Source organism: Priestia sp. 3CA3, assembly GCF_056836725.1.
In genome coordinates this window covers 454,270-466,732 of the sequence record NZ_JBXENJ010000003.1, presented here as the reverse complement: position 1 = coordinate 466,732, position 12,463 = coordinate 454,270, and the positions used below count along the sequence as shown (strand labels likewise).

The window sequence follows — 12,463 nt, the reverse complement described above, 5'->3', positions numbered from 1 at the left end:
AAGCTCCTTTATGATAACGATAGTGGAACATAAGGACCGATAATCAAAGATTCCGCTGGTGTATCAAATGTTGAAGAGAGAGAGATGTAATTTGCATCACCAATTAAAAAAAGAGAAGAAGAAGATACGCCTGTAATACTAACGTCTCCAACAAGCAATTCACGGTTTACAACGTTAAAGTTCATGAAGGGGGTCCACCTTTCTTTAAGGATTCAGGTAAATACGTTAAAAATGCGTCAATTCCTTTTTTCATATCTTCATAAAGTTTACCGATAATTTGCGGTTTAATTTGTTCAAAATTCCGTTCCATTTCCTCCGGCTGAACTTGCTGTATATAAAAAGTAATCCGCTGCTGCAGCTGCTTTTTAATATCTTCTAAAATAAACTCGTAGTACGATTCATCAATCATCATCGAGCGCTCATCAAGCACATGTTGAACCATAGAGAATCCATATTGATTAAGCTCATTTAAAATCGTTTCATGAATATCAGAGACCCACTGCTTTTCTAGCTGGCGATCCAATGGTTTTAAGCTGGGGTTTTGCGGTCCAGGACCTCCGGGTTGTCCCGGCTGCTCACCTTGAGGCTGCTGACCTTGTGGCTGAGCTCCTTGCGGAAATGTTACTTCTGGTTTCTCATTAATAATGATATCTTCTAAATTATCGGGTGTAAGAGGGTTTAATCCAATATTTAATGTTCCATCTAAAGAATCAATTTTTAACTGTTCAAATTTATATTCAATTTTATCAATTTTAATAGGTGGCTGTTCACCTAACTCTTTTATTTTTTGCTGAAGTTCTTGTACGTTTTTTTCAAGCTGAGCAATGCGTTCTTCTTGCTGCTGAATATACGAAGACATTTGCTGAACATACTGATGAACCTGCTGAATATAGTTCATGTTATCCACCTTCAATCACCTCGATTCCCTTATCTCCCGATAAAGAAAATAGTTATATATATACATATGGCGATGAAGGTTGTAACATGTCAGTCGTTGTCTCGAGCTGGGGGAGTTAACGACTGTGAAAAAGGAGCGGGTGCAGTGCCAGCACCGGTTCCGGGAGTAAAGGTAGAGGGAGAAACAGATCCAAGAATGCCTTTTTTTGTTTCAGTAGGTGCAGCGCCTGTAAACCCTCCTGTATTAAAGAGATTTGAGTTTGGTTTAATAACACCTACGCTTCCAATTTGAAGTACCGAAGAGTTACTTACGGCACTGATTTTCATACTTTGAATACAGATACTTTGATTTACATAAAAGTTCATAAGCATCCTCCTGTATGAGCTTCATTTCTATTAGAGATTTCCAGCGACATTTTGATCATTTACGTCATTGTCCGACGTATTCGTTGAGCTCTGCTGATTCACAACATATAATCCGTCGCCTGTATTAAACGAACCTGCGCCAGCAAATGTTTTAGCAGTAGAAATAGGGGCTATTGTATAAACATCTCCAATATGAAAGACGCTGGCTGAACCAACACTGTTAAGATTAACAACACCAACAATGGCAGGCATAGGCAAACACCCTTTTAATTTAGTCTAGTAACAGCATATGAAGCCTAGACAAAAAGGTGATTAATGCTTTTTCCTTATCTATATGCAAAGAGTAAGTAAAACATTAAAAAGAGGAATGGAAATAGTAAACATTGAAGAAAAACTTTTATGTTCGATATAATGTGAAAGCAATAATGAAAGCATGTAAGGTGTGAAAGAATGAAACGTTTCAAAATGAACGCGACTGATAAAGAACAGCGTATTGAAGCAGCGGATGTATTAAAAGGAATCGCGCTTATTGGTATTTTGCTGATGAACATGCCTGATTTTTATTCGCCTGCTGCCTATTACGACAATAATTTGATGAATGGTTCAAGAATGAGTTATGTTGCTAATGGATTAGTTGATATAGTAGTAGGGCAGACAGGGTACGCGCTGCTTGCTATTTTGTTTGGATTTGGTTTTATGAAAATGTTCCAGCGTACATACGAAAGGCAAGTAAGCTTTACTCCTTTTTATGTACGAAGAATGACAGCTTTGCTTCTCGTGGGAGCTATTCATGCTGTATTTATTTGGCACGGTGATATGATTGTGATATACAGTTTCTTTGCTTTGATTATGCTGTTTTTCCAAGAAGCAAAGAAAGAAGTGTTATTAGCATGGGGAACCGGAATATTTAGTATTTACGCTGTGATTATGATTGTTATTTTAACGGTAGCGGCTTTTGCTAATGAAGGAGAGACAGCAGCGGGAATTCACCAGCCTATTATTGACCAAGCGCTTCAAGTATATGGACACGGAAGTTTTGCGTCAATATTTCATCAGCGCTTGCTGGATTGGTACTACGCGTATAATTTAAATACGGTTCCTTTTCTGTTTTTATCGCTATTTCCACTGTTTTTATTAGGCGGTTTTATGGCGAAAAGCGATTGGTTCGAAGGAATAGAAGAATATATAGTGGAGACAAAGTGGCTTTGCCTTATTTCATTTATCGCGTATACAGTATCATCCGTACTGCCGTATGCTTTAGATCACAATGTAGCTACATCCTATATCCACGATACAATCGGAGGAACGGCAGGAGCAATTTTTGTTGTAACGTTGGTCACATTGGCTATGCGAAGTGTATCTATTCGAAAAATCATGCAGCCATTTGCTTTTTTGGGGAGAATGATTTTAACTAACTATATTGTCCAGTCCATTGTATGTACATTCCTTTTTTACTCATATGGGTTAGGATACTACGGACATATTTCAATTGTAGAAGGATTGGCTATTGCGGGGATTATCATTTTTATTCAACTGCTGGGAAGCTGGATATGGATGAGCCTATTTTTAGATGGGCCCCTTGAAAAACTCATTCGGTATGCTACATATGGACGCAGCCTCTAAAAATCCTTTTCCTTCCTTATATTATTGGTGAAGGAAAGGTTTTCATGATATGATATTTTCAGAAAGGACGTGAGATGAATGGCTCCACTACATATTCATGTAACGCTTTGGACATTATTGATTATCTCGTTTGTGGTTTCGTTGATTTTACATCGAGCAGGTAAAGCTAAAGGTCAAAAAATCTTACATATGGTGGCGAGACTTCTATACTTATTAGTGTTAGTATCAGGTCTGCATATGTTAGCAGCTTGGTACCATTTTCAAGGCGCAGCGCTCATTAAAGGAATTGCCGGAGTGTTAGTGCTTGTGGGAATGGAAATGGTCCTTGTTCGTACTGAAAAAAGAAAACGTACAGGCGTTGCTTGGGCAGTTCTTGTAATTGCGCTTATCTTAGTATTCTATTACGGATATGTCGTACTAGGATAAGAAAAGAGGATAGGGCAAGAGTATTTTAGTTCAAAAAAATCGAAGTATTAATCAGAATTCTGATTAATACTTCGGTTTTTTTTTCGTTGTCATGGTGAAAGTAAATTTAATGCGTGTAGGTGCTTCTAGCTGTTGATTGGAGGGCAAGGCGAAGACTCCTGCGGGAAAAGTGGCACAGGTGAGACCCCGCAGGAGCGTAAGCGACGAGGAGGCTCATCGGCCGCCCGCGGAAAGCGAAGCCTTGCATGGAAATCAATAGCGGTTTAAAAGCAATCAATACGAACTCATATATCCAATTTTTTCTTTTTAGATTAGGTTGATGAAGTTATGTCTCAAACTCTTTTCTTTTACTTTAATCTAAAAAAAGATTCATTGAACGTTCTCCATCGTTAACGGTATATTCAAATCGGTCTAGGTATTGCGTGCCTCGTTCGAATAAATGCTGAACGGCACAAATTTTTTCCTCATTGTCATAAATGATAAAATTAGCACCTTTTGTATCACCGTCTGTCGGTAAAAAACATAATGTGTTGTGACAGTAAATACAATCATAAAGAGAGAATTTTAATGAATTTAAGTGCTGAGTGAATGATAAAAAGGTCTCTTTCGGTAGTGATTGAAGAAGCTGTTCGTATGCATAAGGTAGCTTTTTAGTCAGTCTTAGCTTATCTCCATTTCGCAATAAATACGTTCCATCGTGAAGCTTTATTTGACGGTCATCAACCATAATGGCTTTTTCCCAGCGTGTATCAATAAGAAGTTCTAATGTCTCATCCATTACTTCATGAAGCATGGAAGCTTCGTCACTTTCATCTTCAAAGAAAATCCACTGTGAATCAACACATTCAACCGTACCAATCACGAAGGAACGCGGCTGATTGTTCATAGCTTGTTGTTTAGAATAATGATTCATAATCAAACCTCCGTGTGAAATTTATCCATATTTTTTTATTGCCTAAAAAAGCTCTCTTTATAACTGAAAAGTAAAAATAAAATGTAAGGACAATTCAACTGTAACTACTGCGTGCATACAATGGCATTATTTCATTCATAAACAAGAGCGTGAAAGAAAGGATGATAAACGATGTGTGGTATAACGGGTTGGGTCGATTTAAAGCGATCGCTTTTAAATGAAACAGCAACAATAACAAAAATGGCTGACACTTTATCGAAAAGAGGTCCTGATGACACCAACGTATGGACACAGCAGCATGTTGCTTTTGGGCACAAACGCTTAGTTGTAGTAGATCCTCAAGGCGGAAGACAGCCGATGACGCGAGAAAAAAATGAACAGCTCTACACGCTTTGCTATAATGGAGAGCTTTACAACACGGAAGATATTCGGAAAGAATTACTAAAAAGAGGTTATCAATTTCAGGGACATTCAGATACGGAAGTACTTCTAACATCTTATATAGAATGGAAAGAATCATGCGTAGATCATTTTAACGGTATCTTTGCTTTTTCGATCTGGGATGAAGCCAATGAAAAGTTATTTATAGCACGCGACAGAATGGGAGTGAAGCCCTTATTCTATCGATCTTATGAAGGTGGAATTCAATTTGCATCAGAATTAAAGGCGATATTAGCTCATCCTGAGGTAAAAGCAGAAGTAGGATTAGATGGATTAGCAGAAGTGTTTGGCTTAGGACCTTCTCGTTCTCCCGGCCACGGCGTATTTAAAAACATAAATGAATTACGCCCGGCTCACGCGCTCACGCTTACGCGTAACGGATTGAAGATTTGGCGATACTGGAACGTAAAAAGTGAGCAGCATACAGATAATTTAGCTGAAACAACAGAAAAAGTTAAATTTTTAGTGCAAGACGCGATTGTAAGACAGCTAGTGTCGGATGTCCCGGTTTGTACATTTTTATCAGGTGGAGTGGACTCAAGCGCCATTACAGCAATTGCTGCAAATGCGTTCAAAGAAAGCGGCAAGGGCTCCCTTCATACGTATTCTATCGACTATGAAGACAATGATAAATTTTTTAAAGCAAATGAGTTTCAGCCAAATTCTGATGGAACTTATATCAAGCTCATGTCCGATACGTTTCAAACAAATCATCATCGCTGCATTATTTCAACGGAGGACCTTGTGCAGCATTTAACAGAGGCTGTAGAGGTGAGAGATCTTCCTGGAATGGCTGATGTAGATTCATCGTTGCTTTGGTTTTGCCGTGAAATCAAACAAGATTTTGTCGTGAGCTTATCAGGAGAATGTGCAGATGAAATTTTTGGAGGATATCCGTGGTTTCACCGAAAACACGATTTGTCTTCGGATACTTTCCCGTGGATGCGCTCATTAGATGCTCGAATTGATTTGCTGCAAAGTTCATGGAGAAAGAAATTACAGTTAGAAGATTATGTACGTGCAAGATATGAAGAAACGTTAAAGGAAGTGCCTGAATTAGAAGGTGAATCGTTAGAAGATGCGCAGCGGAGAAAGCTGTTTTATTTAAATCAGGTTTGGTTTATGACAACTTTATTAGATCGTAAAGATCGTATGAGCATGGGAGCGAGCTTAGAAGTACGCGTACCTTTTGCAGATCATCGCCTTGTGGAATATGCATGGAATATTCCATGGGAGATGAAAATGACGGGCAATAAAGAGAAGGGGATTTTACGCAAAGCGCTTGAAGGAATTTTGCCTCATGACGTTCTTTATCGCAAGAAAAGCCCTTACCCTAAAACGCATAACCCAGCTTATACAAAAGCTGTAACTGTATGGCTTCAATCTCTTTTACAAGATAAACAGTCACCTCTTTATGAATTTTTTGATAAGCAGCAGTTAAAGCATATTATTGATACAGGCGGAGAAGGATTTAAAGCGCCGTGGTTTGGTCAATTAATGACAGGGCCTCAGCTGCTAGCTCATCTAGCTCAAATTCACGTCTGGTTTACTCACAATAATATTCAAATTGTTGAATGACAGGACCCTCTCAGTACAGAGGGTTTTTTTATGAAATCAGTCATCCATTTCTCTTTTTTATACGTTTAAGTAGAGAAGAAGACCGCAGTCTATTTTTGTATAACTTTACATAGATATAAAATAAAAGCTTGAAAGCACCGAATAAAGGGAAAGTGTACTGAAACCCTGGAAAAATGGTACAAACGTCATATTTTCATGGTTTAGTTATTGGTAATTTTATGATTCGAATAAAGACAAGCAGTTTATCGTTGTGTTTAATAATAAAGCTTTGTATAATGTTTGTATAACTATTGTATAAGATTAGGAGTGTATGTATGCAAAAAAACGTAATCGTGATTGGAGCAGGTCCAGGAGGACTAGCGGCAGCAATGCTGTTAGCAAGTCATGGCTATAAAGTAGATGTATATGAAAAGCAAGGATACGTGGGCGGGCGAAATTCAGCGATTAAAATGTCAGGTTATACGTTTGATATGGGTCCTACATTTTTGAGCATGCCACAGATTTTTGAAGAATTATTTCAAGCTGCTAATCGCAATGCGCATGACTATATGGACTTAAAACGTCTAAATCTCATGTATGAGCTTATCTTTGATGATGCACAGATTCAGATGACGGATAACCATAAAAAGATGAAAGAAGAAATCGAACGTTTATACCCAGGAAACGGGGAAGGCTATGAGCGCTTTATGAAAGACACCGAAGCAAAGATGGCGGCTTTGCTGCCTTTATTGCAAGGGCAGATGGATCGTTTTCATCACTATTTAAAGCCTGAAGCAATTCGAGCACTGCCGCATTTATCCTTAGGTAAAACGCTCTATGATGTACTTGGCAAGTATTTCACTGATGAGAAATTGAAATTAGCTTTTACTTTTCAATCGAAGTACTTGGGAATGTCCCCTTGGGAATGTCCAGGAGCCTTTTCTATTTTATCGTTTATGGAACATGCCTACGGTATCTTCCATCCGATAGGAGGAGTAAATCAGCTATCTCAAGCAATGGCAAAAGTAGTGGAAGAACATCAAGGGCACATCCACTTAAACCAAGGTGTTCAAAAACTATGGATTGAAAATAAGAGAGTAAAAGGAATTATTCTAGAAAATGGAGAGCGAATGGGGGCAGACGACGTCATTATCAATGGAGATTTTGCTCATGCCATGACGAATTTAATAGATGAAGGTACGCTTAAAAAATATGCAGTTAAAAAACTTGAAAAGAAAAAATACTCTTGTTCCACTTTTATGATTTATCTAGGCATAGACAAACAGTACAAAGATCTGCCTCATCACACGATTGTGTTCGCTGAAGATTATAAAAAAAATGTAGAAGAGATCACAAAAACGTTAGCTCTTTCAGAAGACCCTTCCATCTACATTCAAAACCCAAGTGTAACAGACCCAACTTTAGCACCAGAAGGAAAGTCTGCTCTTTATATTTTAGCGCCGGTTCCAAATAATTTCAGCGGTGTAAACTGGGATGAAAAACAAAAAGCTTTTCGAGATGCAGTATTAAAAATTGTAGAAAAGAAAACGGGTTTCAAAGATTTAGAGAGTCATATTGAAGTTGAAAAAATCATTTCACCAAAGCAGTGGGAAGAAGACGTGCTGGTCTATAAAGGAGCGACATTTAACCTTGGACATCAGCTCACTCAAATGATGGTACTGCGTCCGCATAATAAATTTGAAGAATTAGAAAATTGCTGGCTAGTTGGAGGAGGAACTCATCCAGGGAGCGGTCTACCAACTATTCTGGAATCATCCCGCATTACGACAAAGCTCATCTTAAAAAGAGACGGACAATTACTGAATGAGCCGTTTAAAACCATGAAGGAAATGGAGAGTGCATTATGAGAACAGCAATTGTTGGAGGCGGAATAGGCGGTTTAATTACCGCTTTGTTATTAAGCAAACGAGGTTTTTCTGTTGATATTTTCGAAAAAGAAAACAAGCTGGGCGGCCGGCTGGCGTTTGTAGAAAAAGACGGTTATAAAATTGATGAAGGTCCCACGATTGTCTTGCTGCCTTTAATGCTTGAACGTATTTTAGATGAAGCGGGCATTTCTGCTTCTCAATATGAACTAATACGCTGTGATCCACTTTATGATATTCATTTTCCAGACGGTACGACCTATACAAAAAAAGCGACTGAAAAAGATCAGTTAGAGGAGATTAGCCGTTTGTTTCCAGGCGAAGAGCAAAACTACCGGCGTTTTATGACTGAATTAAAAAAGCGATTTGAACTAGGAAGTAATGCATTTTTGGAAAAAACATTTGTAAATAAACGAGATTTTTGGACATGGCAAAACATTAAGGCATTAAAAAAAATGAATGCAAATAAATCAATGAGAAAATTTGTTTCAACGTATTTCCATGATGAACGTCTAGTAGATGCCTACTCGCTGCAATCTCTCTATATTGGAGGGAATCCTTATTCGGCACCAGCTATTTATTCCCTTGTTCCTTACAGTGAGCATGCTCATGGCATCTATTACGTAAAAGGGGGATACGCAAGTCTTGTGCCACTTCTTGAAAAGGCGCTGATAGAGCAAGGTGTAAGCATTCATTTGAATAAGGTGGTTCAAGAGCTTTCTATATCAGGAGACAAGACAGAAGGGGTTATTGTTGACGAAAAACTTCACCCATTTGATCAAGTGATTTTAAATGGCGACTTTCCTAATATGGCGAAAATTGCTCAAAAAAAAGAAAAGAAGTATGTGCCTTCGTCCAGCTGTCTGCTGCTTTATCTTGGTTTGAAGAGAAAATATGATCATCACAATGTGCATCAATACTTTATGGGCAATGATTTGGCTAAACATATGGAAGCAGTGTTTAAGCATAAAACGATTCCTGAAGATCCCGCTATTTATACATTTAATCCCTCTGTTATTGATCCATCCCTAGCTCCCGAAGGAAAAAGTGTGCTATATGCACTTGTACCGGTTCCATCAGGTGGCCACATTGATTGGAGCAATCAGCAAGATTTTGTTGATGGAATCATTCGAACTTTGGAAGAAAAAGGGTTTGGGGAGCTGCGTAAAGAAATAGAATGGGTAAAAGTACGCACGCCAAATGATGCTCAAGCATTTGGACTTTACGAAGGCGGAAGCTTTGGTATTGCTCCTGAGCTGTTTCAGTCAGGCGTATTCAGACCTCAGTACCAGCCGTACGAATATAAAAATGTTTTTGCGGTGGGAGCATCTATACATCCAGGCGGAGGCGTGCCAATTGTTATGCAAGGAGCAAAAATGTTGGCTGATCATCTTATTGAACAATCGTCTATTCAAACGGTTGCAAAGTTCTCTTAAGATCTTGTGAAGCCATAAGGAAATGATGGTTTATCCTTTAATAGAGAAAGGGGTCCTATATGATGAACATTTCGTTAGACAAAGCGTACACTCAGTGTGAAGAAATTATTAAAGAAAACTCAAAAACGTTTTACAAAGCTTTTTCCATGCTGCCGTCAAAACAAAGAAAGGCAGTATGGGCGGTATATGCATTTTGCCGTCAAGTCGATGATATTGTAGATGAAGGAAGTAATCCTGAAATAGAGCTGCAGCAATTCGAAGGAGAATTTGCTCGGTTTAAAAATGGAGAACTATTAAACGAAAGCGCCATGTGGGTAGCTCTGCGCAATGTATTTGAACAATATGAAATGAATGTTCAAGCATTTGACGATATGATTACCGGTCAGCGAATGGATTTAGTAAAAAAAGAATACGATACGCTTGATGAAGTGAAAACATACTCCTATCATGTAGCGAGTACGGTAGGGTTAATGCTTTTACCGATTTTAGCTCCAACTACTCATAAAGAATTAGAAGAAGAAGCAGTTGCGTTAGGCATTGCGATGCAGCTGACCAACATTTTAAGAGACGTGGGGGAAGACTTAGAGCGAGGGCGCATTTATTTACCGAAAGACCTTATGAATTCTTACGGATATACGCGCACGCTATTAGAGAACCGGTGGGTCACTTCTGAATTTATAGAAATGTGGGAGCACCTGGCCAAAGAAGCAGAAATGTATTATATAAAAGGGCTTCAGTCGATTCATAAATATCCCGTGGCTTCTCGTTTACCTCTTACAGGAGCGGCGCATTTATACCGAGCAATTCTTGATAAAATTCGAAAAGAACATTATGAAGTATTTACAGAAAAGCATTTTGTCACAAGTCAAGTGAAAAAGCAAATTATGACATCTATTTCTACGGGGTAACGCAAAGGAGCTACTTTTCCTTTGCGTTACTTTTTTTTGAAGAGATATGAAAGCGTTAACTATTATGTAAATAAGAAAAAAGTCTCATTTTTATCACATATTAACTTGAATATTCAGAAAATTATCTATATGATAATATATATAACATTAAACGTTAATAAAACTAACATGAAAGAGGGGTTACAATGAAAAAAGTGGAAGCTATCATTCGTCCAGAAAAATTTCAAGCACTGCGCGTAAAATTAGAGGAAGTAGGAATAAACGGATTAACAGTCTCAGAAGTGGCAGGTTGCGGTCAGCAAAAAGGAGAGCAGGGACTGTTCAGGGGACAAAGTTTTGAAATCAAACTAGTACCTAAAGTCAAGGTAGAAATGATTTTAGAAGCAGAACAAGTTGATGAAGTCATTAAGATCATTCAATCAATTTGTTCTACGAACCAAATAGGCGACGGAAAGGTTTTTGTCTATCCGGTAGAGGATGCTGTACGAATTAGAACAGGAGAAGCAGGTGTAGAGGCTATTTTATAAAAAGAGAGTGTTATTTTAATAGAGGGGGAGTTAAGCGTTGAAAAAGAAAATTAGTGCGGTTTTGTTTATTAGTTTGTTGACGGCAACACGCGTTAATGCAGCTGATCCAACTGTCGAATCAGTCAGTGCATCAATTGACATGATGTGGGTAATGTTTGGGGCAGTGCTTGTGTTTTTAATGCACGCAGGGTTTGCGATGGTTGAAACAGGCTTCACTCGTTCGAAAAATTCGCTTAATATCTTAATGAAAAATATGCTAACGGTAGCTGTATCTTCCGTATTGTATTTTGTGATTGGTTTTGCCCTTATGTTTGGAAATTCAAAAGGAGGGTTTATCGGTTCAAGCGGTTTCTTTTTAAATGGAGAAAGCGATCAAATGAGCTTTTTTGTCTTCCAAATTGTTTTCGCAGCAACGTGCGCTACGATTATTTCAGGAGCGGTAGCGGAACGTATGAAACTATCCAGCTATATGATGCTCACGATTGCGATGGTAGCTGTGATTTATCCAGTTGTAGGTCACTGGGTATGGGGAGGAGGGTGGTTGTCCAAACTAGGCTTCGTAGATTTTGCAGGATCGACAGTTGTTCATTTGACTGGGGCTCTTGGTGCGGCTGTAGCAGTTACTTTTCTGGGAGCACGTCTAGGAAAGTATGGAAGCGATGGAAAAGTCAATGCTATTCAAGGACATAACATTCCGCTTGGCGCATTAGGTGTATTTATCCTCTGGTTTGGCTGGTTTGGATTTAATGGAGGAAGTACATTAGCAGCCGATCCTGCTCTTGTCCCAGGAATCATCGCAACTACATTAATGTCTGGGTCATGCGGAGTCCTGTCTTCTGCTTTATACACAAAGTTTCGCTACAAACGTATTGACGCTAGCTTAACATTAAACGGTGCCTTAGCTGGACTTGTAGGGATTACAGCTGGAACAGCAAACGTATCGATCCCGGGTGCGATCGTCATTGGGCTGATTGCAGGAATTATTCTAGTAGAAGCTGTGCATTTTATCGATAGCAAAATGAAGTTAGACGATCCAGTTGGCGCTATTACTGTTCATGGAATTTGCGGTATTTGGGGGACGTTAGCAGTGGGGCTGTTTGATACAGCTAACGGTTTATTTTATGGTGGCGGCGTACAGCTATTAGGTATTCAAGCTCTTGGAATTATAGCTGTGATGGGTTGGACAATTGGAACGGTTGGGTTATTCTTATTTGTTCTCACGCGTTTTTCTTCCATTCGAGTATCAAGCGAAGAAGAAATTGCTGGTTTAGATTTTGCTGAACACGGTTCATCCGCATACGAATTTCGTGAAAGTTTTGTAGCGACAGGAGACGGCAATCTTCATCCTGAATTTGGTGTTGGATTGATTGATCGATTAAATAAAGTGGGTAAAGTATCGGATAAACCTCATATATCGAACGTAAATGAGACGATATAGCAGTATATAGATAGAAAAAAGTGATTAAAAGTAAAAACTTTTAAT

At 38.7% G+C, this 12,463-nt stretch carries 14 protein-coding genes; 9 read left to right on the top strand and 5 right to left on the bottom strand.

Features of this window, described 5'->3' with window-relative positions; all coding sequences use genetic code 11:
* Window positions 1–8 precede the first annotated feature (8 nt).
* The 4 genes from AC1VNJ_RS11690 to AC1VNJ_RS11675 all read right to left on the bottom strand — a co-directional run bounded on the left by AC1VNJ_RS11690 (window position 9) and on the right by AC1VNJ_RS11675 (window position 1,515).
* The gene (locus tag AC1VNJ_RS11690) at window positions 9–185 is read right to left on the bottom strand and encodes a hypothetical protein (RefSeq protein WP_013055355.1); all 177 of its coding nucleotides are present in this window, start codon (window positions 183–185) and stop codon (window positions 9–11) included.
* Window positions 182–898, bottom strand: coding sequence for a spore germination protein GerPC (gene gerPC / locus AC1VNJ_RS11685; protein ID WP_047751663.1), 717 nt, complete (start codon window positions 896–898; stop codon window positions 182–184). The genes AC1VNJ_RS11690 and gerPC overlap by 4 nt, the downstream gene beginning before the upstream one ends.
* 89 nt (window positions 899–987) lie before the next feature.
* The gene (locus AC1VNJ_RS11680; protein WP_029324687.1) at window positions 988–1,263 is read right to left on the bottom strand and encodes a spore germination protein GerPB; all 276 of its coding nucleotides are present in this window, start codon (window positions 1,261–1,263) and stop codon (window positions 988–990) included.
* Window positions 1,264–1,293: 30 nt separating this feature from the next.
* A complete protein-coding gene (locus AC1VNJ_RS11675; protein WP_013055358.1) occupies window positions 1,294–1,515 on the bottom strand; it encodes a spore germination protein in 222 nt (73 codons plus the stop codon).
* 198 nt (window positions 1,516–1,713) lie between these two features.
* Between AC1VNJ_RS11675 and AC1VNJ_RS11670 the strand changes: the two genes are divergently transcribed.
* From AC1VNJ_RS11670 to AC1VNJ_RS11660, 3 genes are all read left to right on the top strand, one after another.
* Window positions 1,714–2,886, top strand: a complete 1,173-nt coding sequence (locus tag AC1VNJ_RS11670) for a DUF418 domain-containing protein (protein WP_482640823.1) — start codon at window positions 1,714–1,716, stop codon at window positions 2,884–2,886.
* Window positions 2,887–2,964: 78 nt separating this feature from the next.
* Complete coding sequence (locus AC1VNJ_RS11665; protein WP_013055360.1) at window positions 2,965–3,312, top strand: DUF1516 family protein; 348 nt, start codon at window positions 2,965–2,967, stop codon at window positions 3,310–3,312.
* Between the two features lie 132 nt (window positions 3,313–3,444).
* A complete protein-coding gene (locus AC1VNJ_RS11660; RefSeq protein ID WP_255256919.1) occupies window positions 3,445–3,579 on the top strand; it encodes a hypothetical protein in 135 nt (44 codons plus the stop codon).
* Window positions 3,580–3,664: 85 nt separating this feature from the next.
* Here AC1VNJ_RS11660 and AC1VNJ_RS11655 read toward each other — a convergent pair whose 3' ends face one another.
* Window positions 3,665–4,225, bottom strand: coding sequence for a DUF2777 domain-containing protein (locus tag AC1VNJ_RS11655; RefSeq protein WP_028412409.1), 561 nt, complete (start codon window positions 4,223–4,225; stop codon window positions 3,665–3,667).
* Between the two features lie 171 nt (window positions 4,226–4,396).
* Here AC1VNJ_RS11655 and asnB point away from each other — a divergent pair, with 171 nt between their 5' ends.
* The 6 genes from asnB (at window position 4,397) to AC1VNJ_RS11625 (ending at window position 12,418) form a co-directional block, all read left to right on the top strand.
* Window positions 4,397–6,244, top strand: a complete 1,848-nt coding sequence (gene asnB, locus AC1VNJ_RS11650; RefSeq protein ID WP_028412408.1) for an asparagine synthase (glutamine-hydrolyzing) — start codon at window positions 4,397–4,399, stop codon at window positions 6,242–6,244.
* 314 nt (window positions 6,245–6,558) lie between these two features.
* A complete protein-coding gene (locus tag AC1VNJ_RS11645; RefSeq protein ID WP_028412407.1) occupies window positions 6,559–8,091 on the top strand; it encodes a phytoene desaturase family protein in 1,533 nt (510 codons plus the stop codon).
* Complete coding sequence (locus AC1VNJ_RS11640; RefSeq protein WP_482640822.1) at window positions 8,088–9,545, top strand: phytoene desaturase family protein; 1,458 nt, start codon at window positions 8,088–8,090, stop codon at window positions 9,543–9,545. Before AC1VNJ_RS11645 ends, AC1VNJ_RS11640 begins: the two co-directional genes overlap by 4 nt.
* Window positions 9,546–9,604: 59 nt before the next feature.
* Entirely contained in the window at window positions 9,605–10,453 is an 849-nt protein-coding gene (locus AC1VNJ_RS11635; RefSeq protein WP_034267741.1) for a phytoene/squalene synthase family protein, read from the top strand.
* 185 nt (window positions 10,454–10,638) lie between these two features.
* Window positions 10,639–10,980, top strand: a complete 342-nt coding sequence (locus AC1VNJ_RS11630) for a P-II family nitrogen regulator (protein WP_028412404.1) — start codon at window positions 10,639–10,641, stop codon at window positions 10,978–10,980.
* A 37-nt stretch (window positions 10,981–11,017) separates the two neighbouring features.
* Window positions 11,018–12,418, top strand: a complete 1,401-nt coding sequence (locus AC1VNJ_RS11625) for an ammonium transporter (protein ID WP_482640821.1) — start codon at window positions 11,018–11,020, stop codon at window positions 12,416–12,418.
* Window positions 12,419–12,463 lie beyond the last annotated feature (45 nt).

Bases quoted from the DNA above. Each gene is read 5' to 3' on its own strand.
- AC1VNJ_RS11665 (WP_013055360.1), top strand. From the start codon at position 2,965: ATGGCTCCACTACATATTCATGTAACGCTTTGGACATTATTGATTATC.
- gerPC (WP_047751663.1), bottom strand. From the start codon at position 898: ATGAACTATATTCAGCAGGTTCATCAGTATGTTCAGCAAATGTCTTCG.
- AC1VNJ_RS11690 (WP_013055355.1), bottom strand. From the start codon at position 185: ATGAACTTTAACGTTGTAAACCGTGAATTGCTTGTTGGAGACGTTAGT.
- AC1VNJ_RS11640 (WP_482640822.1), top strand. From the start codon at position 8,088: ATGAGAACAGCAATTGTTGGAGGCGGAATAGGCGGTTTAATTACCGCT.
- AC1VNJ_RS11675 (WP_013055358.1), bottom strand. From the start codon at position 1,515: ATGCCTGCCATTGTTGGTGTTGTTAATCTTAACAGTGTTGGTTCAGCC.
- AC1VNJ_RS11655 (WP_028412409.1), bottom strand. From the start codon at position 4,225: ATGAATCATTATTCTAAACAACAAGCTATGAACAATCAGCCGCGTTCC.
- AC1VNJ_RS11645 (WP_028412407.1), top strand. From the start codon at position 6,559: ATGCAAAAAAACGTAATCGTGATTGGAGCAGGTCCAGGAGGACTAGCG.
- AC1VNJ_RS11670 (WP_482640823.1), top strand. From the start codon at position 1,714: ATGAAACGTTTCAAAATGAACGCGACTGATAAAGAACAGCGTATTGAA.
- AC1VNJ_RS11630 (WP_028412404.1), top strand. From the start codon at position 10,639: ATGAAAAAAGTGGAAGCTATCATTCGTCCAGAAAAATTTCAAGCACTG.
- asnB (WP_028412408.1), top strand. From the start codon at position 4,397: ATGTGTGGTATAACGGGTTGGGTCGATTTAAAGCGATCGCTTTTAAAT.
- AC1VNJ_RS11635 (WP_034267741.1), top strand. From the start codon at position 9,605: ATGATGAACATTTCGTTAGACAAAGCGTACACTCAGTGTGAAGAAATT.
- AC1VNJ_RS11680 (WP_029324687.1), bottom strand. From the start codon at position 1,263: ATGAACTTTTATGTAAATCAAAGTATCTGTATTCAAAGTATGAAAATC.